An 18,864-nucleotide genomic window follows, 5' to 3' on the forward strand; every position below is an offset into this window, starting at 1 on the left:
CCTTCTTAGTCGCGCGCGAACCTCGCCGCCACGGAATTGATCGCATCACGCATCTCGGCGTCGATCCTGCGCACCACGTCCGCGGCGGGCTCGGCCGTCGCGAGCGGGTAGGTGGTGCCCGCGTAGAGCGACATGACCTCGACCTCACCGGTGGCGCGCACGGGCTTGGTGAGGTGGTTGACGTTCGGGTACGCGGCGGGCGCGTGCGACGTGTTCTCGATCAGGAACCGGTTCACCATCGCCCGCGCGGGACGGCCGCTGAACGCGCGCGTCAACGCGGTGCGCCTGGCTCCCTCGGCGAGCGCTTCCCGGTGCGCCGGTTGGGTTCCCGCCTCCGGGCAGCCGAGGAACGCGGTGCCGAGCTGCGCCGCGACGGCGCCCGCGGTGAGCACGGCGGCGACGTCCGCGCCGTGCATCAGGCCACCGGTCGCGATGAGCGGCAGGTCGACGACACCCGCGACGAGCCGGAGCGCGGCCAGCGTGCCGTACAGCTCGCCGCCGCCGGGCGAGATGCCGTCGTCGCTGAACGTGCCGCGGTGCGCGCCCGCGTCCGCGCCCTGCACGCACAACGCGTCCGCGCCGATCTGCTGCGCCTGGCGGGCCTCGCTGGGCGTGGTGACCGTGATGATGATCGTCGTGCCCGCCGCGTGCAGCCGCTGCACGTCGTCGGCGTCGGGCAGGCCGAACGTGAACGACACGATCGGGATCCGTTGCGCCAGCACGAGTTCGAGCTTCGAGCCGTAGTTGTCGTCGTCCCACCGCGGCTCGCCGGGCTCGACGCCGAACTGGCGGGCCTGCGCGCGGACCCGGTCCCGGTAGCCGGTGAGGTCGGTGGTCGGTCGAGTGCCCGGCACGAACAGGTTCACCGCGAACGGCCGGTCCGTCAGCTCGGTGGTGCGCCGGATCTGGTCGGCCAGCGCCTCGACGGTCAGGTAGCCGGCGGCGAGGAAGCCGAGACCGCCCGCGTCGCAGACCTCGGCGACCAGCCGGGGTGTGGACACGCCTCCCGCCATGGGTGCGGCGATCACGGGGACGGCGAGGGCGTCGAACATGTGCACAACCTAGTTCGACCGGCGGCTGAACGCTCGACGAATTCCGGTTCACATTGGTTTCGAAATTGGTTTCATTCGTGTCCGATGTACCGGTGTTCCAGAACGGTTCTGCTTTGCCTCGGCGTGACCTGCTGCGTTTCAGCGCCTTCGCGGGTGCGGCTTTCGTCATCGCTCCGTCGGCCGCCGACGCCGCCCGCAGTGTTTTCCGACACGGCGTCGCGTCCGGCGATCCTCTACCCGATCGCGTGATGCTGTGGACCCGCGTGACGCCGACCTCCGACGCGGTGCCGGGCTCCGGCCGCGGCCCGTCGGTGACGGTCGGGTACGAGGTCGCCGAGGACGCCGTCTTCAAACGGGTCGTCCGCCGCGGTTCCGCCACGACCGGACCCGCGCACGACCACACGGTCAAGGTCGACGCCACCGGGCTGCGCGCGGGCCGGACCTACTTCTACCGCTTCACGTTCGACGGTCACCGCTCGCCGGTCGGCCGCACCAAGACCGCACCCACCGGATCCGTGTCACAGCTGCGGTTCGGCGTCGTGTCGTGCTCGAACTACCAGGCCGGCCACTTCGCGGCCTACCAGCACCTCGCCGAGCGCGGTGACCTCGACGCGGTCGTGCACCTCGGTGACTACCTCTACGAGTACGGCCCAGGCGAGTACGGGGCGTTCCGCGCGCACCAGCCGGCGCGCGAGGTGACGACACTCGCCGAGTACCGGATGCGGCACGGGCAGTACAAGACCGACCCTCAGCTCCAGCAGCTGCACGCCGCGTACCCGTGGATCATCACGTGGGACGACCACGAGACCGCCAACGACGCCTGGTCCGGCGGCGCGGAGAACCACACCGAGGGCGCGGAGGGCACGTGGGTCTCGCGGCGTGCGGCCGCGTTGCGCGCCTACCACGAGTGGATGCCGATCCGGTTCGGCGCCGGGGACACCATCTACCGACGGCTGCGGTTCGGCTCGCTCGCCTCACTGTCCATGTTGGACCTGCGCAGCTACCGCGCGAAGCAGGGAACTCCGGGCTCGCTGACCGGACCGGACCAGATGGCGTTCCTGCGGGAATCGCTGCTCGACTCCGACGTGCAGTGGAAGCTCGTCGGCAACCCGGTGATGTTCTCGCCGCTGCTCGTGCCTCCGCTGCCGCTGGCCGTCGGCACGGCTTTGGCTTCGCTGACCGGCCAGTCCCCCGACGGCGTCGTGCTGAACAACGACCAGTGGGACGGCTACTCGGCCGACCGGCGCGCGTTGATCTCGCTGCTGGCCGACAACGGCGTGCGCGACACGGTGTTCCTCACCGGTGACATCCACACGTCGTGGGCGTTCGAGGTGCCGGTGGACGCGGGCACGTACCCGTTGTCCCGCACCGTGGCGACCGAGCTGGTCGTGCCGTCCGTGACGTCCGACAACATCGACGACCTGACCCGCACACCACCGCGCACGTCGTCCGTGGCGGTCGAGACGGCGTTGATGGGGCTCAACCGCCACCTCAAGTGGGCCGAGCTCGACTCGCACGGGTACGCCGTGCTGGACGTGCGGCCCGCCGAGGTGCGGATGAGCTGGTACTTCCTGGCGGACCGGCAGCGCGCCGACTCGCCTGCCGCGCTGGCCAAGTCCGTCGTGGTGCCCGCCGGAACGCAGAGCATCCGATGAGGCGCCGGTCGTTCCTGCGCGCCGCCGCCGGTGCCGTGGTGCTGTCCGCGGCGCCCGGCGTCGCGTTCGGCGCCGTCCGGCCGGGGCGCCGGGTGTACGTCGTGGTGCTCGACGGGCTGCGACCGGACGAGGTCGGCCCGTCGCTGACGCCTCATCTCGTTGCGCTGCAAGGGGAAGGCACGTACTTCCCGCGGGCGCGGTCGTTGCCGGTGATGGAGACCATCCCGAACCACGTGATGATGATGACCGGCGTGCGGCCCGACCGGACCGGCGTGCCGGCCAACAGCGTGTACGACCGGCTGCAGGGCGCCGTGCGGACCATGGACCGCGCGTCCGACCTGCGGTTCCCGTCGGTGCTGGAACGGTTGCCCGCACTGGGTTCGCGCACCGGGACCGTGTTGTCGAAGGAGTACTTGTACGGCGTGTTCGGCACACGCGCTTCATACCGCTGGGAGCCCGCGCCGGTGCTGCCGGTCACCGGGCACGCGCCGGACGTGTTCACCTCGCAGGCTCTTCGCGCGATGGTCGACTCGGCCGATCCGGACCTGGTGTTCGTCAACTTCGGCGACTGCGACCGGGTCGGGCACTCCGATGTCACCGGGTCCGTGGCGCGTTCCGTCGCGGTGCGGTCGGCCGACGCGCAGCTCGGCTCGTTCGTGACGCACCTGCGGGAGACCGGGCGCTGGGAGCGGTCCGTGCTGGTCGTGCTGGCGGACCACTCGATGGACTGGTCGCTGCCCACCGCGTTGATCTCGTTGCAGCCCGTGCTGGACGCCGATCCGGTGCTGCGCGGGAACGTGGTGATCGCGCAGAACGGCGGCGCGGACCTGTTGTACTGGACGGGATCCGAGGCGGATCGGCCGCTCGCGGTGGCTCGGATGCGGTCGGTGGTCGAAGCGGTCGAAGGCGTGCTGTCGGTGCACGAGCCCGCTTGGCTGCGACTCGGACCGGAAGCAGGCGACCTCGTCGCGTACTGCCGCGCGGGGTGGCGGTTCAGCGACCCGAAGCCGTGGTCGAACCCGATTCCCGGCAACCACGGTCACCCGGCCACCTCACCCATCCCGTTCCTGATCGCGGGCGGGGATCCGGTGGTGCGCAAGGGAGTTGTCTCGTCGGCCGCCGCGTCCACGATCGACGTGGCGCCGACGGTCGGTGCGCTGTTCGGCCTCCCCTCGCCGCACGGTGACTACGACGGCACCGTGCGGCGGGAGGCCATCACCTAGGGCAGGGAGTCCAGGTGAGGGGCAACGGTGTTCGCGAACTGCCAGTTGTTCGAGGCGTCCCAATTGATCGACCACGTCATCGCGCCGCGGATCGACGGCCACGTCGTGGACGGCTTGAACGAGCCGCAGCTGGTGCCCCTGGCGAGGCAGCTCAACGCGTTGTTGACGTTGGACGGCGACTGGTAGCCGCCGCCCGCACCGCTGGGTGACGCGGGCAGGCCGAGACCGACCTGGTCGGGCCGCAGGCCGCTCTGCAGCTGGATGCACGCGAGCGCGGTCAGGAAGTCGACCGTGCCCTGGCCGTACACCTTCTGGTCGCAGCCGAGCATGGTGCCGGAGTTGTAGTACTGCATGTTGACGATCGTCAGGATGTCCTTGATGTTCAGCGCCAGCTTGAAGTACTCGGCACCGGTGTTCTGCATGTCGATCGTCTGCGGCGCCATGGTGATCACGGTGCCGCCACCGGCGTGGATGCTGCGCAGCGCCTGGCCCATGTAGGTCGAGTTGACGCCGTTCTCCAGGTCGATGTCGACGCCGTTGAAGCCGTAGCTCGAGATGAGCGACTTGATGCTGTTGGCGAAGTTGGTCGCCGAGTTCGAGTCGTTGACGCTGATCGTGCCGTTCTGGCCGCCGACCGAGATGATCACCTTCTGGCCGCGATTCTGCAGCGTCCTGACGTCCGCCTTGAACTGCGCGTCGGTGTAGCCGCCGAGCTGGCCCGACAGACCCGAGTCGAGCGTGAACGAGACCTGGCCCGGAGTGCCGGTGGCGTCGGCGAACGAGACCGCGACGATGTCGTACGTCGTGGGCACGTCGGCGAGCTTCAGCGCGCGGGCGCCGTTGTAGAAGTTCTGCCAGTACCCGGTGAGGACGTGCTTGGGCAGGCCGGTGTTCGGCGGGTTGCCCGTCGTCGTGGTCGTGGTGGTGGTCGTCGTCGTGGTGGTGCTGGTGGTGCTCGTGGTCGTCGGCGGGGTGCCGGGACCGTCGAGGCTCACGTCGTCGGCGTAGTACGCGGGCTGGCCGTACCAGCCGTGCAGGTAGATCGTGACCTTCGTGGCGCTGCCGCTGTTGAAGTCGACGGTGAGCTGGCTGAAGCTCGCCGACCCCGGCGTCCACGTGTTCTTCTCGACGCCACCGGTGACGCCGAGGTACACGTAGCTGCCCTGCACCCAGGCGGACAGCTTGTACGCCGTGTTCGGCTGCACGGTGATGGTCTGCGAACAGCGCGCGTTGTCCTGGCCGGCGGGCGTGCCGGCGAGCGCGTAGTTGCCGGAGCGCTTGGGACTGGTCACGACGCTGGCGCCGGTGCAGGTCCAGCCGCTCGTGTTGCCCGCTTCGAACCCGTTGTTCGCCGCGAGGTTCGCGGCGGCCGCGTTGCCGTTCAGCACGAGCACCAGACCGGCGCAGGCGAGCAGCGCGGAGAGCAGGGCTATGGCCACTCGTCTGGTTCGGGACATGGTCGACCTCCACGAATCATGCGGCGACCACGATGCGAGTGGCATCACAATGGACTAGACCACTTGATCTGAGCAAGTGATCGGATGTATTAGTCTGACGTCGACGCCGCCCTGTCGTTGAGGAGCGGCATGCGCGTTTTGCTCGTACTGGCTCTGCTACTGGGTTTCACCACTCCGGCTCAGAGCGCTCCGGCCTGGGTGGCCGCGTGGGGGTCGGCCGTGCAGACACCGGTTTCACCCGATGTCACCGGAACCGCTTACACCGTGCGGAACGTCGTCCGGCTGACCGTCGGCGGTTCGTCCGTCCGATTGAGGCTGTCGAACGTGTTCAGCTCGGGCGACCTGACCGTCGGACGGGTCACCGTGGCACCGGGCAACGGTGCCGCGGCCACCGACACCCCGCGCCGGGTGTCGTTCTCCGGCAGGACTTCGGTCGTGGTGCGGCGCGGCGCGGAGCTGCTGTCCGACCCGGTCCCGTTGCGCGTCGCGGCGGACACGTCCGTACTGGTGAGCATCTACGCGTCGAAGGCTCCCGAGGTGCCGACGTACCACCGCAGCGCGTTGCAGACGAACTACGTGGCGGCCGGCGACCACGCCCGCGACGTCGCGGGCGACGCGTTCACGCAGAAGACCGGCTCCTGGTACTACCTGTCCGAGGTGTCGGTCGGCGGCTCGCCGGTGCGCGGATCCGTGGTGGCACTGGGTGACTCGATCACCGACGGCTCCGGGTCGACCGGCGGCGCGCACCGGCGGTGGACGGACGTGCTCGCGTCCCGCACGCCGCTGGGCGTGGTGAACTCCGGCATCAGCGGCAACCAGCTGCTGCGCGACGGCACCTACGGCGTGTCCGGCATCGCGCGCACGCCGCGTGACGTGCTGGCGCGGGCCGGGGTGCGCACGGCGATCGTGCTGGAAGGCATCAACGACATCAAAGCGTCACCTGAGGCCACGTTCGAGCAGCTGCGAACCGGATATCAGCAGGTCATCGCGCTCGCACACCAGCGGGGCGTGCGCGTGCTGGGCGCCACGATCACGCCGATGGGCGGCTACTCGGGGTTCACCGAGAAACGTGAGGCCGTACGCTCGGCCGTCAACGCCTGGATCCGCACGAGTGGCGAGTTCGACGGCGTCGTCGACTTCGATGCCGCCGTGCGCGACCCGGCCCGCCCGACCTGGCTCCTCGAGCCCTACGCCCGACCGGACCGCCTGCACCTGACGGACGCCGGGTACGAGGCCATGGGCAGGGCGGTTGACCTGATGCTGCTGTAGGAGGTTGTTTTGACGTTCACCCTCGACGACGCGATCCGCATCGCAACCGAGGCCCACGACGGGCAGACCGACAAGTCCGGCCAGCCCTACATCACGCACCCGCTGCGCGTGATGGACAACGTCGAGGGTGAACACCACAAGATGGCCGCCGTCCTGCACGACGTCATCGAGGACACCGCGGTGAGCGCGGCGGACCTGGCCGCGGCCGGCTGCCCCGGCGCCGTGCTCGACGCCGTGGTCGCACTGAGCAGGGAACCCGACGAGCACCAGGAGGAGTACCTGACCCGCGTGGTCGCCGACCCGATCGCGCTGGTCGTGAAGCGGGCGGACATCGCGGACAACGCCTCGCCCGCGCGCATCGACCAGCTCGACCCGGCGACCCGCGCCCGGCTGCGGATCAAGTACGACAACGCGCTGCGCTTCCTCGACACGGCTGTGACGAAGCTTTCGTCCCACTGACGCAGGTCACATCCGGAATCGATGCAGATGGCGCGAACAGGGTGGATGATGGGTTGTGTAGACCAATGAAAGGAAGAGATGACCCGCCACACCCTGTCCGTCAAGTCCCTGCGCACGACCATGGCCGACCGCCGCGCGGCGCGCCGTAGTCGCCAGAGCCTTGAGCGGCAGCTGGCCAGCTACACCTCCGAGAGCGACCGCATCGAGCTGGACGCCATCCTCTCCCGCCACTCCGGCGCGGAGGCGAACGAGCTCCGTTCGATCATCAACCGTCAGGCGATGGACCGGCTGATCCGCACCGGCGCCTGATAACGAGGATCCCCAAGGCCACCCCGGCAACGACGCCGAGGGTGGCCTTCGCGTTTCCGCACACCTTTAAGGCCGGTGCAGGCCGATTTTCAGCGGACGTTCCTAGCTTCGTCTCCAGGAGAAATCCTGGAGAGGGGAACGATGACAATGCTCAAGAAAGCGCTCGCGGTCGGACTGGCTGCCTTCGCGGCGACGGCGGTGACCGCCGCACCTGCGTCGGCAGACCCCGGCACCGCCGACTTCTTCAAGTGTCCTGTCGCGCCCGAGACCGTCCAGAGCCGCGCCGACTTCGCGGGCCTGGTGCTGGAGAGGTGCTGGTCGACCAAGCGCAACGCGTGGATGTACCGGGCCAACCAGAAGATCGTCTTCAACCGCGACCAGCTCCGGACGGGCTACGTCCCGTACCACACCAAGGGCTGGGTGGCGAACTCCTACCGAGAGGCTCCGGCGAACGTCGACCCGGAGACCGGCGAGATGCCGAACGAGTGGGTTCTGTCCGGGCAGCCGAGGGGGCAGGACCTGCAGGCCTGCCTCACCAGCGGGATCACCGGCGAGTTGTTCTGCACCTGGCCGTAGTCCCCGTCCGTCATTGACGGTGGTGACGAGCCCTGGCCTCCACCAGCCGTTGTCCTGATCCGGCCGCCAGCTCCACCGCGCGGTCCAGGCAGGCACGCGCCCGGTCGGCAGCACCGAGCGCGCGGTGGGTGAGACCCAGCTCGATCAGGGCGTCCGGCTCGGCGAGCCGGACGCCCGTGGTCTCGACGAGTTCCACGGCCCGGTCGGCGTGCCCCAAAGCGCCGTCCGGGTCGCCGGCGTCGCGCAGGACCGAGGCCATCCGGCACCTCAGCGGCAGCTCGCCGTGCGCGAAGCCGATGGTCTCGGCCCGTCGCAACGCCGAGGCGTAGTCGTCCAGGACGTCGGCTCCGGTGTGGCGGCGGACGTCGGCGACGATCATCGTGCCCACGACCTCGTGGCGGGGATCGCCCGCGGTGCGACCGGCGGCGATGCCCGCCTCGGCGGCCGCGACAGCGCGGTCGTGCAGACCCGCTTCGCAGCACGACATCGCCAGCCAGATCTGAGCGAAGCCGAGCAGTTGGTGGTCACCCGTGGCCAGGTCGCACGCCTGTTGGTGGGCCGAGATCGAGTTCGTCAGGTCGCCTCGGGCCCAGGCCACCAGGCCCAACCCGTTCCACGCGTGCGCCGTCGCGAGCACCTCGGACGCGGCGGCCAATTCCAGTGCGCGGCGGTGGTGGGCTTCGGCGGTGTCGAGCCGGCCGGAGACGAACGCGGCGAAGCCCAGGTGGTTGAGGTGCAGCAGGGTCGCCGTGACGGAGCCGGTCCGCGAACCCAGCTCGATGGCCTCGGTGTGCAGGGCGATCGCGTTGTCGTGATGGCCTAGCCCCGCGTGTGCGCGGGCGAGGTTGTGCAGGCTCGTCAGCGTCGCCACGTGGTCGCCGGAGCCCTGGTGGTGGGACAGCGCGCGGCGGTGGTGGCCGATGGCCTCCCGGTAGTGGCCCAGCACGTAGTCGGTGAGGCCCGCGAGATCGTCGGAACCCTTGCCGGACAACGCCTCCCGCCACAGAGCGAGTCCTTCGGCGCGCAGATGCCCCCGCAGGACCTCGGCCACCTGCCGCTCGTAGCGGTGCCGTCCGAAGTGGTGGGCGCTCACGGCGCAGGCGACCAGATTGGCCAGTTCCGCGTTCAGCCACGCACGGGCGCCGGACGGCGAGCGGTGGTCACGTGGGCGAACGGACGACGGACTCAGCGCCGGGCGCTGGTGGTCCGGGTAGAGCGCGCGCGTGGCGTTGTCGGCGGTGTGCAGGTAGAAGTCCAACGCGCGGTTCGCCGCGTCGGTCGTGTCCGCTTCGGCGCGGGCTGACGCGTGGCCGCGGATCAGGTCGTGCACCTGGTAGCGGTCGCTGCCGGACGGGGTGACGAGGTTCGCGGTCACCAGGCGGTCCAACGCCTCCGAGGAGTCGGGGACCGCGGCGACCGCCACGTCGCGGGAGAAGTCCGCACCGGGAAGCACGCCCAGCAGCCGGTACAGCTCACGGCCTGCCGGGGACAGGCGCTCGTAGGACAGGTCGAACGACGCGCTGACGGCTATCTCGCCGTCGCCGACGCGCAGGCGGGCCGCCGGTGCCGCGCGGAGCACGTCGCGGTAGTCGGACACGGCCAGGTGCGGGTTGGCGGCCAGGTTCGCGGCGGCGATGCGCAGGGCTAGCGGCAGCCCGCCGCACACCTCCGTCAGATCGCCGATCGCGTCCGGTTCGGCCGCGGCTCGGGCACCCAGCGCGGTGGTCAGCAGGTCACGTGCCTCCTGGCCGGTCAACGGGGCCAGCCGCACGTGGGACGCGCCGTCGGTGACCGCCAGCCCCGGCATGGCCTCCCTGCTGGTGACGAGCAGTGCGCTGCCCGCACCCGGCACGAAGGGGCGCACCTGCGCCGCGGATCCGGCGTTGTCCAGCACCACCAGCACGCGGCGGCCGGACAACAGACTGCGGTACAGCGCCACCTGCTCACCCTCGTCGGCAGGCACCTGGTGCGGGGCGAGGCCCAGTGCGCGCAGGAACCGTTCCAGCACCAGGCGAGCGGGCAGCGGGTCATCGGCGGAGAAGCCGCGCAGGTCCGCGTGCAGCTGACCGTCCGGGTAGTGCGAGCGCACGCGGTGGGCCACGTGCACGGCCAGCGCCGTCTTCCCCACACCGGGCGGGCCGGACAGCACGACCAGCGGAGCGCGGGCCACGGCGTCCACCAGCTCCGCGCGTTCCCGCCGGCGTCCGACGAACACGGGCAGCTCGGACGGCAGCTGGGCGGGTGCGACCGGCTGCTCGTCGGCCAGCACGGCCTGGTGCGCCGCCTGCACGCGCGGATGCGGTTCCACGCCCAGTTCAGCGCGCAGCACCGTGCGGACGCGGTGGTAGGCCGCCATCGCCTCGGCCCGGCGGCCGGTGTGGCGCAGTGCGGACAGCAGGTGCGCCCACGCCATCTCGCGCAACGGGTGCTCCGCCACCACCGCGGTCATGTCGGCCACGACCTCGTCCGGTTTGCCGAGCGCCAACGCGAGTTCGGCGCGGCGCTCGACGGCGTCGAGGCGTTGCTCGTCCAGCCGCGTGCCCTCGGTGCGGCGCAGCGCCTCGGAGTCGACGTCGGCCAGTACCGGGCCTCGCCACAGCGCCAGCGCGCCGGTCAGCACAGCGTGTTCCTGCTCGCGGTCGGTCGTGTCGCGGGCCCTGCTCAGCAGGTCGCGGAACTCGGTGACGTCGCACACCGCCGCGTCCGCGGGCACGAGGTACGCCCCGGCTCGGGTCCGGACCAGGTCCTCCCCGAGCGCGCGGCGCACGCGGAGCACGTGCACCTGCAACGTCGACCGCGCGGCGCCCGGCGGGTCGTCACCCCACAGCACGTCGACGAGCGCGTCCATCGCGACCGGCCTGCCCTCGGCCAGCAGCAGCGCGGCGAGCACCGTCCGCGGCCGTGCGGGCAGGGGAACGACCACTTCCCCTCGACGTGCCCGGAAAACGCCCAGCAGTCCGAACTCGAGCCCAGTTCTCACGCGAAACCCCCTGTGCGCCAACGTATTGGCACACAGGGGGCCGGGGCGATCGTTTTCCTACTTCTTGCCCTTAGGCTCATCGGTCGACAGTGCGGCGACGAAGGCCTCCTGCGGCACCTCGACGCGCCCCACCATCTTCATCCGCTTCTTGCCTTCCTTCTGCTTCTCGAGCAACTTGCGCTTGCGGGTGATGTCACCGCCGTAGCACTTGGCCAGCACGTCCTTGCGGATCGCGCGGATCGTCTCGCGGGCGATCACGCGGGCACCGATGGCCGCCTGGATCGGCACCTCGAACTGCTGCCTGGGGATGAGCTCGCGCAGGCGGGTGGCCATCCGCGTGCCGTAGCCGTAGGCGTAGTCCTTGTGCACGATCGCGCTGAACGCGTCGACGGTCTCGCCCTGCAGCAGGATGTCGACCTTGACGAGCTCCGCGTCCTGCTCGCCGGACTCTTCGTAGTCCAGCGACGCATAGCCGCGAGTGCGCGACTTCAGCGCGTCGAAGAAGTCGAAGATGATCTCGCCGAGCGGCATCGTGTAGCGCAGTTCGACGCGGTCCTCGGAGAGGTAGTCCATGCCGCCCAGCTGGCCGCGCTTGGACTGGCAGAGCTCCATGATCGCGCCGATGTAGTCGGACGGGGCGATGATGGTGCACTTCGTGATCGGCTCGTAGACCTCGGCCCGCTTGCCCTCCGGCCAGTCGGACGGGTTCGTCACGACGTGCTCGGTGCCGTCCTCCATGACGACGCGGTACACGACGTTCGGGGCCGTGGAGATCAGGTCGAGACCGTACTCGCGCTCCAGGCGGTCGCGGGTGATCTCCAGGTGCAGCAGGCCGAGGAAGCCGCAGCGGAAGCCGAAGCCCAGTGCCGCGGAGGTCTCCGGCTCGTAGGTCAGCGCGGCATCGTTGAGCTGCAGCTTGTCCAGCGCCTCGCGCAGCTCCGGGTAGTCCGAGCCGTCGACCGGGTAGAGACCGGAGTAGACCATCGGACGGGGCTCGCGGTAGCCGGCCAGCGGCTCCGCGGCGCCCTTGCGCTCCGACGTGACGGTGTCGCCGACCTTCGACTGGCGCACGTCCTTCACGCCGGTGATCAGGTAGCCCACCTCGCCGACGCCGAGGCCCACGCTGGGCTTGGGCTCGGGCGAGACGATGCCGACCTCGAGGATCTCATGGGTCGCGCCCGTCGACATCATCTTGATGCGCTCGCGCGGGGTGATCTTGCCGTCGACCACGCGGATGTAGGTGACGACGCCGCGGTAGGTGTCGTAGACCGAGTCGAAGATCATCGCGCGGGCCGGTGCGTCCGCGTCGCCGACCGGCGGCGGGACCTGCTTCACGACCTCGTTCAGCAGCTCGCCGACGCCGAGGCCGGTCTTGGCCGAGACGCGCAGCACGTCCTCCGGCTCGCAGCCGACGATGTGCGCGATCTCCTTCGCGTACTTGTCCGGGTCCGCGGCAGGCAGGTCGATCTTGTTCAGCACCGGGATGATGGTGAGGTCGTTCTCCATCGCCAGGTACAGGTTCGCGAGCGTCTGCGCCTCGATGCCCTGCGCGGCGTCGACCAGCAGCACCGCGCCCTCGCACGCCTCGAGCGCGCGGGAGACCTCGTAGGTGAAGTCCACGTGACCGGGCGTGTCGATCATGTGCAGGACGTGGTTGGTGCCGTCGACGACCCACGGCAGGCGCACGTTCTGCGCCTTGATCGTGATGCCGCGCTCGCGCTCGATGTCCATCCGGTCGAGGTACTGGGCGCGCATGGCCCGCGCGTCTACGACGCCCGTGAGCTGCAACATCCGGTCGGCCAGCGTCGACTTGCCGTGGTCGATGTGCGCGATGATGCAGAAGTTCCGGATGAGCTCCGGCGACGTGAACGTCTGGTCGGCGAACGTGCTCAAGGTGGTCCTCTGCAGCAATTTCGGACGGGTGTCACGCTAATGGTCCCATGGCGGCCCGAGTGGCCTGCACCACTAGGGTGCGTTCGTGCTGCAGAACGGTGAAGACCCCCGCCCGGTGAAGGGCGCGGTGCGCGAGGTTTACGACGCGGCCGGTGCCGCGAAACTCGACTACTCCCCCGCCGTGGACGGCGACGCCGACCCCGGCGAGGTCGTCTGGGCGTGGGTGCCCTTCGAGGAGGACGCGAACCGCGGCAAGGACCGCCCGCTGCTGGTCGTCGGCCACGCGGGCGGCGGCGAACTGCTCGCGCTGATGCTGTCGTCGAAGGAGCCGCGCGAGGACTACCTCGAGCTCGGCGCCGGAGCGTGGGACCGCGACGGCAGGCCCTCCTACCTGCGGCTCGACCGCGTCTTCGCGCTCGACGAGGACGACATCCGGCGCGAGGGCGCGGTGCTCGGCCCCGCCGCGTTCGGCGAGGTCGTCGACGTGCTGCGGGAGCGCCACGGCTGGCGCTGAGTCAGGCCAGCCGCGTGATGTCCACCGTCACTTCCAACGCCGACGCGGCGCCGCCCGAGTAGATGCCTTTCAGCGGCGCCACGTCGGCGTAGTCACGCCCCAGCGCCACCCACACGTGCCGGGGCCCGACCGGCATGGCGTTGGTGGGGTCGTACCCCCACCACCCGCCGGTCCACGCCTCGATCCACGCGTGCGACTCGCCGCGCACGGTCTCCCGCAGCGCGCCGTCCTTCTTGGTGTGCAGGTACCCGGACACGTACCGCGCCGGGATGCCCATCGCGCGCAGCAACACCAGGGTCAGGTGCGCGAAGTCCTGGCAGACGCCCTTGCGCTCCTGCCACGCGTCGACCGCCGAGCTGTGCACGCCGGTGCTGCCCGGCTGGTACTTCAGCTGCTCCCACACCCACTGCGAGGCGTCCAGCACCGCGTCGGCCGGCGTCTTGCCGCGCTTGAGCTCCCGCGCGACGGCGATCAGCTCGCGGTTGCGCGGCGTGTAGCGGGTCGGTTCCAGGAACTCCGTGTACCGGTCGACCAGGGCGTCCGCGCGGACGTCCGCCCACGAGCCGGTCCGCACCGGCTCGATCTCGGCGCTGGTCTCGACCACGGACGACGCGACGACCTTCAGCTCCCGGTGCGGCGCGTGCAGGTCGAACGACGTGACCTCGGTGCCCCAGTAGTCGGTGTACCGGTACGCCCTGGTCGCCGGGTTGGTCTCGACCCGGCTCACCACGACGTTCTGCCGCCGGTCACCGCGCGGCGTGAGCCTCGCCTCGTTGTACGACTGCACGACGGCTGTCTCGTACACGTACCCGGTCGTGTGCACCACGCGGACGCGCCACGTCATCTCAGACCACCTCAGCGTTCGTCCAGGCGACCCACGGCGCCGAGTGGAAGTACTGCTTGGACACCGCGTCACCGACGTCGCGCACGGTCTTCTGCAGCGCGCCGAGCCGTTTCGGCAGGTCCTCGAGCAGGTCGTGCGGCTTCAGGAACTCCAGGTCCGACCGGGCGCGGCCGAGCAGGCGCAACGCCTCCGCCCGCGCGCCGACGCGCACCGACGGCTGGTGGTCGAGCTGTTCGAGGCACGCCTCCGCCTGCCGCAGCGCGTGGAACACCGACCGCGGGAACAGCCGGTCCAGCAACAGGAACTGCACCACCCGCCCGGCGTCCAGAGCGCCCCGGTAGGTGCGCAGGTACGTGTCGTGCGCGCCGGCGGACCGGAGCACCGTGACCCAGCCGGGCGACGACGCCTTGTCGCCGACGCGCGCGAGCAGCAGCCGCACGATCATGTCGACGCGTTCGACGGACCGGCCGAGCACGAGGAACCGCCAGCCGTCGTCGCGCGACATGGTCGAGTCCGCGAGGCCCGCGAACATCGCGGCGCGTTCCTCGACGAACGAGAAGAACGCGTGCGGGCCCATCGTGCGGGCGTAGCGCTGCCGTTCCGCGACGGCGTTCCACATCGCGTTGAGGCACTCCCACATCTCGCTCGAGACGACCTCGCGCGCGCCACGGGTGTTCTCGCGCGCGCTGTTGACCGACGCGACGATCGACGCCGGGTTGTCCTTCTCGTACGCGACGAGCTCGGTCAGCGACCACACGTCGAACTGCGCGTCCTTCGGCGGTGTGATGCCGAGAACGTTGAGCAGCTGGCGGGAGGCGCGGTCCGGGTCGACCGTGGCGTCCTCGAGCAGCTGGTGCACCGAGACGTCCAGGATCCGGGCCGTGTCGTCAGCGCGTTCGACGTACCGGCCGATCCAGTACAGGGACTCCGCGTTCCGTGCGAGCATCACGCCCCCTCACTGCTGCTGTTGTTGCTGTTGCTGGGACGAGGTCAGTTCCGGGCCCTGCTCGGCGGCGAGCGCGTCCATCGCGGACGGCGCCGCCGGTCCGGCCAGGCCGGGTTCGGCGAGCTCGCGCTCCACTGTGGACGACTTGGGTGCGAGCACCCAGGTGTCCTTGGAACCGCCGCCCTGCGACGAGTTCACGATGAGGCTCCCCTCCGGCAGCGCGACGCGGGTGAGGCCGCCGGGCAGCACGAAGATGAAGTTCCCGTCGTTCACCGCGAACGGCCGGAGGTCGACGTGCCGCGGCACCAGCTTGTCGCCGACCTTCGTCGGCACCGTCGACAGCTGCACCACCGGCTGCGCGATCCAGCCGCGCGGGTTGTTCCTGATCCGCTTGCGCAGCGAGTTGAGCTCCTTGGGTGTGGCGTCCGGGCCGAACACGATGCCGTAGCCACCAGAGCCCTCGACCGGCTTGACGACCAGCTGGTCGAGCTCGTCGAACACGTGCGCGCGCTCGTCCGGCAGCCAGCAGCGGAACGTGTCCACGTTGGGCAGCAACGGTTTCTCGTCCAGGTAGTACTGGAGGATCTCCGGCATGTAGGTGTAGACGAGCTTGTCGTCCGCGACACCGTTGCCGACCGCGTTGGCGATGACGACGTTGCCCGCGCGCGCGGCGTTGATCAGGCCCGCGATGCCGAGCACCGAGTCCGGCCGCAGGTGCACCGGGTCCAGGAAGTCGTCGTCGATGCGCCGGTAGATGACGTCCACCTGGCGCTCGCCCTCGGTGGTGCGCAGGTAGACGAGGTTGTCGCGGCAGAAGAGGTCGCGGCCCTCGACCAGCTCGACGCCCATCTGGCGGGCGAGCAGCGAGTGCTCGAAGTACGCGGAGTTCGCGAGACCGGGCGTGAGCACCACGACGTTCGGGTCGGCCGCGTTGGCCGCGGCGGCGTTGCGCAACGCCCTGAGCAGGTGCACCGCGTAGTCACCGACCGCGCGCACCCGGTGCCGGGCGAAGAGGTCCGGGAACACGCGCGCCATCGTGCGGCGGTTCTCCATCACGTAGGACACCCCGGACGGGCAGCGCAGGTTGTCCTCCAGCACCCGGAACGTGCCCTGCTCGTCGCGCACCAGGTCGACGCCCGAGACGTGGATGCGCACGCCGTTCGGCGGGTTGATGCCCGCGGCCTCGCGGTGGAAGTGCTCGCAGGACGTGATGAGGCGGCGCGGCAGCACGCCGTCGCGGATGATCTGCGCGTCGCCGTAGATGTCCGCGAGGAACATCTCCATCGCACGCACCCGCTGCACGATCCCGCGTTCCAGCCTCGTCCACTCCGACGCGGTGAGCACGCGCGGGATGAGGTCGAGCGGGAAGGGCCGTTCCTGTCCGGACAGCGAGAACGTGATGCCCTGGTCCACGAACGCCCGGCCGAGCGCCTCCGCCCGCGCGGTCAGGTCGGACACCTGCGACGGGGCGATGGACTCGTACAGAGCTTTGTAAGCCGAACGCACGCCGGACTCGGCGGTGAACATCTCGTCGTACGCGCCCGCGTGCGGGCGCTCCGGATCGAGATACCCGTTGAACAGCTCACCGAGGCGGGGCGCAGTCACCGTGCGGCTCCTGCGCAGTCCTGACGTGCGTCGGCGTTCCATGGTCGACATCTTCACCCCGGTAACGGGTGTAGCGCACTACCCCGACCGGACAGAAACTTCCCCGAAACAAGGTCAGGGCCATCCCGGATGCGGTCATGGCTGGTCAGTGGTGCCCTGGAGACATGACGAATGCGCTGATGAAGGTGTTGGACCAGACTTTCGCCCACCCGTCCGGCAAGCTCGGCGAGTTCGGCGGAAAACTCATGGCGAAGATGAACGCGCCCATCGAGGAGCAGGTCGTCGCACTCGCGCAGCCAGCGGCGAACGAGACGGTGCTGGTGATCGGCCCCGGACCGGGTGTCGGTCTCTTCGCCGCAGGTAGCAGGGCCGCGCACGCGATCGGCGTCGACCCGTCCGAGACCATGCTGACCGAGGCGCGGCAGCGGTGCGCGGCGCTCATCGCCGACGGCCGCGTCGAGCTGCGGCACGGCACCGCCAACGCCACCGGCCAGCCCGACCAGTCGGTCGACCTGGTCATCTCGGTCAACAACGTGCACTTCTGGGAGGACCGCGCGGCCGCGTTCGCCGAGCTCGCGCGGGTGCTGCGCCCCGGCGGCAGGCTCGTCGTGTCGATCACCAGGTGGATGCTGCCGGTGACCGACCACGAGCTGGTGGGCGAGGCCGAGTCGGCCGGGTTCAGCGACGTGCGGGCGTCGTTGCAGCGCTACTCCGGCCTGACCGCGACCGCGCTGCAGCTAACGGCGCGAGTCGACGCGTAGCGGGTGGTCGTCGGGGACCTGCACGAGCACGATGCTCCGCCCGTCCGGGTCGAGCAGCCACGCCTCGCGCAGGCCCCACGACTCCGTCTTCGGCGGCCGGATGATGTGCTCCTCGAGCTCTTCCGCCACCTCGTCGACGTCCCTGACCTGCAGCCACAGCTGGGTGGCGCCGGAAGGGGGCTCGTTCACCCTGCCGGACACCTCGAGGAAGGCGCCTCCGAAGAAGAACACCGTGCCACCGGGGAACTCCCGGTAGACCGCGAGCTTCAGCACGTCCCGGTAGAACGCGGTCGTCTCGTCCGGGTCGGCCGACCTGATGAGGATTCGGCTGCTCAGGATCTCCATCTTGGGCATGATGCCCGGCATGGAGCCGAAGTTCTTCCCGACGCCCGAATCCTTCCGTTCGTGGCTGGCGGAGAACCACGCTTCAGCCGCCGAACTGCTGGTCGGTTTCCACAAGAAGGGCTCGGGACGGCCGTCCATCACCTGGCCCGAGTCGGTGGACCAGGCGCTGTGCTTCGGGTGGATCGACGGGGTGCGGCGGTCCTTCGACGCGGACTCCTACACGATCCGCTTCACGCCGCGACAAGCCCGATCGCACTGGTCGAACGTCAACATCGCGCGGGTCGCCGAGCTGACCGCTCTGGGCTTGATGACGCCCGCCGGGGTGCGAGCCTTCGAGGCCCGGTTGGATTCGAACTCCGGGCGGGCCTCGTTCGAGCAGAAGGACGTCGCGCTGCCCGACGAGTACGCCGCCGAGCTCCAGGCCGTTCCGGGTGCGTGGGAGTTCTGGTCCGCGCAGCCGCCCGGATATCGGCGGACGGCGACCTGGTGGGTGATCAGCGCCAAGCGTGAGGAGACGCGGCGCAAACGCTTGGCCGAGTTGATCGAGGACGCGGCGAACGGTCTGCGCATCAAGGGGCTGCGCCGGTGAACGAACTCGCGTTAGCCACCCCCGGCGCAGCCGCCGTACTCATCGGCACCGACCGCACCGAATTCGGTGAGTTGCTGGTTGAACAGTGCGGCTTACCCGAGGACAACCTGTACCTGCACGAGGATGACCTGGTCTCTGTACTCGCCGAGGCAACCGGTGTTCTTCTGATCGTCGTTGACGATCAGACACGGCTGCGCATCATCCAGGACGACACATGGAGCCGCCGCGCGGTGTTCGCGATGGTGGCGGGCCCTCAGGTGATCCAAGAGCTCGTCCGGGTAGTACGGCACGGCATCGAACACGGTCCTGCCAAGCTGACTATGCGAGACATCGCCGAACATGCAAACGCCCGGTTCATCAGGTCCGACGGCGCGGACGAACTGGTCC

18 protein-coding genes are annotated in these 18,864 nt (G+C 70.0%); 9 read left to right on the top strand and 9 right to left on the bottom strand.

Annotated features, from left to right (window positions below; all coding sequences use genetic code 11):
• Positions 1–5: 5 nt before the first annotated feature.
• A complete protein-coding gene (locus FKR81_RS39465) occupies positions 6–1,052 on the bottom strand; it encodes an NAD(P)H-dependent flavin oxidoreductase (RefSeq protein WP_146360082.1) in 1,047 nt (348 codons plus the stop codon).
• Positions 1,053–1,129: 77 nt separating this feature from the next.
• On the opposite strand from FKR81_RS39465, the gene FKR81_RS39470 reads away from it, so the two are divergent.
• Together FKR81_RS39470 and FKR81_RS39475 are read left to right on the top strand one after the other, a co-directional pair.
• Positions 1,130–2,707, top strand: coding sequence for an alkaline phosphatase D family protein (locus FKR81_RS39470; protein WP_235922174.1), 1,578 nt, complete (start codon positions 1,130–1,132; stop codon positions 2,705–2,707).
• The gene (locus FKR81_RS39475; RefSeq protein ID WP_146360085.1) at positions 2,704–3,930 is read left to right on the top strand and encodes an alkaline phosphatase family protein; all 1,227 of its coding nucleotides are present in this window, start codon (positions 2,704–2,706) and stop codon (positions 3,928–3,930) included. Before FKR81_RS39470 ends, FKR81_RS39475 begins: the two co-directional genes overlap by 4 nt.
• Here FKR81_RS39475 and FKR81_RS39480 read toward each other — a convergent pair.
• Positions 3,927–5,387 (bottom strand): chitinase, encoded by a 1,461-nt coding sequence (locus tag FKR81_RS39480; protein WP_146360089.1) that lies wholly within the window; start codon positions 5,385–5,387, stop codon positions 3,927–3,929. The two genes, FKR81_RS39475 and FKR81_RS39480, sit on opposite strands and share 4 nt — an antisense overlap.
• 129 nt (positions 5,388–5,516) lie before the next feature.
• On the opposite strand from FKR81_RS39480, the gene FKR81_RS39485 reads away from it, so the two are divergent.
• The 4 genes from FKR81_RS39485 (at position 5,517) to FKR81_RS39500 (ending at position 8,000) form a co-directional block, all read left to right on the top strand.
• Positions 5,517–6,656, top strand: coding sequence for an SGNH/GDSL hydrolase family protein (locus tag FKR81_RS39485; RefSeq protein WP_146360091.1), 1,140 nt, complete (start codon positions 5,517–5,519; stop codon positions 6,654–6,656).
• A 9-nt stretch (positions 6,657–6,665) separates the two neighbouring features.
• Positions 6,666–7,115, top strand: coding sequence for an HD domain-containing protein (locus FKR81_RS39490; protein WP_146360094.1), 450 nt, complete (start codon positions 6,666–6,668; stop codon positions 7,113–7,115).
• Positions 7,116–7,193: 78 nt separating this feature from the next.
• Complete coding sequence (locus FKR81_RS39495) at positions 7,194–7,424, top strand: hypothetical protein (protein WP_146360096.1); 231 nt, start codon at positions 7,194–7,196, stop codon at positions 7,422–7,424.
• 141 nt (positions 7,425–7,565) lie between these two features.
• Positions 7,566–8,000 (top strand): hypothetical protein, encoded by a 435-nt coding sequence (locus FKR81_RS39500; protein ID WP_146360099.1) that lies wholly within the window; start codon positions 7,566–7,568, stop codon positions 7,998–8,000.
• Between the two features lie 10 nt (positions 8,001–8,010).
• On the opposite strand, the gene FKR81_RS39505 is transcribed toward FKR81_RS39500, so the two are convergent.
• Both FKR81_RS39505 and lepA read right to left on the bottom strand, forming a co-directional pair.
• The gene (locus FKR81_RS39505) at positions 8,011–10,980 is read right to left on the bottom strand and encodes an AfsR/SARP family transcriptional regulator (protein ID WP_146360102.1); all 2,970 of its coding nucleotides are present in this window, start codon (positions 10,978–10,980) and stop codon (positions 8,011–8,013) included.
• Positions 10,981–11,037: 57 nt separating this feature from the next.
• The gene (gene lepA, locus FKR81_RS39510) at positions 11,038–12,873 is read right to left on the bottom strand and encodes a translation elongation factor 4 (RefSeq protein WP_146360105.1); all 1,836 of its coding nucleotides are present in this window, start codon (positions 12,871–12,873) and stop codon (positions 11,038–11,040) included.
• Positions 12,874–12,958: 85 nt separating this feature from the next.
• On the opposite strand from lepA, the gene FKR81_RS39515 reads away from it, so the two are divergent.
• Positions 12,959–13,387, top strand: coding sequence for a type II toxin-antitoxin system PemK/MazF family toxin (locus FKR81_RS39515; protein ID WP_146360107.1), 429 nt, complete (start codon positions 12,959–12,961; stop codon positions 13,385–13,387).
• Position 13,388: 1 nt separating this feature from the next.
• On the opposite strand, the gene FKR81_RS39520 is transcribed toward FKR81_RS39515, so the two are convergent.
• Genes FKR81_RS39520 through FKR81_RS39530 form a run of 3 tightly spaced genes read right to left on the bottom strand, consistent with a single transcriptional unit; the run spans position 13,389 to position 16,833 of the window.
• Positions 13,389–14,231, bottom strand: coding sequence for a transglutaminase family protein (locus FKR81_RS39520; protein ID WP_146360109.1), 843 nt, complete (start codon positions 14,229–14,231; stop codon positions 13,389–13,391).
• A gap of 1 nt (position 14,232) precedes the next feature.
• Positions 14,233–15,177: an alpha-E domain-containing protein gene (locus FKR81_RS39525; RefSeq protein ID WP_146360111.1), complete on the bottom strand. Its 945-nt coding sequence runs from the start codon at positions 15,175–15,177 to the stop codon at positions 14,233–14,235.
• A gap of 9 nt (positions 15,178–15,186) precedes the next feature.
• Entirely contained in the window at positions 15,187–16,833 is a 1,647-nt protein-coding gene (locus FKR81_RS39530; protein ID WP_146360113.1) for a circularly permuted type 2 ATP-grasp protein, read from the bottom strand.
• Between the two features lie 113 nt (positions 16,834–16,946).
• Here FKR81_RS39530 and FKR81_RS39535 point away from each other — a divergent pair, with 113 nt between their 5' ends.
• A complete protein-coding gene (locus FKR81_RS39535; protein ID WP_235922176.1) occupies positions 16,947–17,543 on the top strand; it encodes a class I SAM-dependent methyltransferase in 597 nt (198 codons plus the stop codon).
• Here the strand turns inward: FKR81_RS39535 and FKR81_RS39540 are convergent.
• A complete protein-coding gene (locus tag FKR81_RS39540) occupies positions 17,520–17,888 on the bottom strand; it encodes a VOC family protein (RefSeq protein ID WP_146360149.1) in 369 nt (122 codons plus the stop codon). The two genes, FKR81_RS39535 and FKR81_RS39540, sit on opposite strands and share 24 nt — an antisense overlap.
• Before the next feature lie 19 nt (positions 17,889–17,907).
• Here FKR81_RS39540 and FKR81_RS39545 point away from each other — a divergent pair, with 19 nt between their 5' ends.
• Positions 17,908–18,477, top strand: coding sequence for a YdeI/OmpD-associated family protein (locus FKR81_RS39545; protein WP_146360117.1), 570 nt, complete (start codon positions 17,908–17,910; stop codon positions 18,475–18,477).
• A 92-nt stretch (positions 18,478–18,569) separates the two neighbouring features.
• Here FKR81_RS39545 and FKR81_RS44090 read toward each other — a convergent pair whose 3' ends face one another.
• Positions 18,570–18,818, bottom strand: a complete 249-nt coding sequence (locus FKR81_RS44090) for a hypothetical protein (protein ID WP_186763447.1) — start codon at positions 18,816–18,818, stop codon at positions 18,570–18,572.
• Positions 18,819–18,864 lie beyond the last annotated feature (46 nt).

The sequence above is a fragment of the Lentzea tibetensis genome (assembly GCF_007845675.1).
GTDB lineage: Bacteria > Actinomycetota > Actinomycetes > Mycobacteriales > Pseudonocardiaceae > Lentzea > Lentzea tibetensis.

What these genes read in the sequence shown, in the direction of transcription:
- FKR81_RS39465 (WP_146360082.1), bottom strand. Translation starts at nt 1,052, where the DNA reads ATGTTCGACGCCCTCGCCGTCCCCGTGATCGCCGCACCCATGGCGGGA.
- FKR81_RS39475 (WP_146360085.1), top strand. Translation starts at nt 2,704, where the DNA reads ATGAGGCGCCGGTCGTTCCTGCGCGCCGCCGCCGGTGCCGTGGTGCTG.
- FKR81_RS39480 (WP_146360089.1), bottom strand. Translation starts at nt 5,387, where the DNA reads ATGTCCCGAACCAGACGAGTGGCCATAGCCCTGCTCTCCGCGCTGCTC.
- FKR81_RS39485 (WP_146360091.1), top strand. Translation starts at nt 5,517, where the DNA reads ATGCGCGTTTTGCTCGTACTGGCTCTGCTACTGGGTTTCACCACTCCG.
- FKR81_RS39495 (WP_146360096.1), top strand. Translation starts at nt 7,194, where the DNA reads ATGACCCGCCACACCCTGTCCGTCAAGTCCCTGCGCACGACCATGGCC.
- FKR81_RS39500 (WP_146360099.1), top strand. Translation starts at nt 7,566, where the DNA reads ATGACAATGCTCAAGAAAGCGCTCGCGGTCGGACTGGCTGCCTTCGCG.
- FKR81_RS39520 (WP_146360109.1), bottom strand. Translation starts at nt 14,231, where the DNA reads ATGACGTGGCGCGTCCGCGTGGTGCACACGACCGGGTACGTGTACGAG.
- FKR81_RS39525 (WP_146360111.1), bottom strand. Translation starts at nt 15,177, where the DNA reads ATGCTCGCACGGAACGCGGAGTCCCTGTACTGGATCGGCCGGTACGTC.
- FKR81_RS39530 (WP_146360113.1), bottom strand. Translation starts at nt 16,833, where the DNA reads ATGTCGACCATGGAACGCCGACGCACGTCAGGACTGCGCAGGAGCCGC.
- FKR81_RS39535 (WP_235922176.1), top strand. Translation starts at nt 16,947, where the DNA reads ATGACGAATGCGCTGATGAAGGTGTTGGACCAGACTTTCGCCCACCCG.
- FKR81_RS39540 (WP_146360149.1), bottom strand. Translation starts at nt 17,888, where the DNA reads ATGGAGATCCTGAGCAGCCGAATCCTCATCAGGTCGGCCGACCCGGAC.
- FKR81_RS39545 (WP_146360117.1), top strand. Translation starts at nt 17,908, where the DNA reads ATGGAGCCGAAGTTCTTCCCGACGCCCGAATCCTTCCGTTCGTGGCTG.
- FKR81_RS44090 (WP_186763447.1), bottom strand. Translation starts at nt 18,818, where the DNA reads ATGTTCGGCGATGTCTCGCATAGTCAGCTTGGCAGGACCGTGTTCGAT.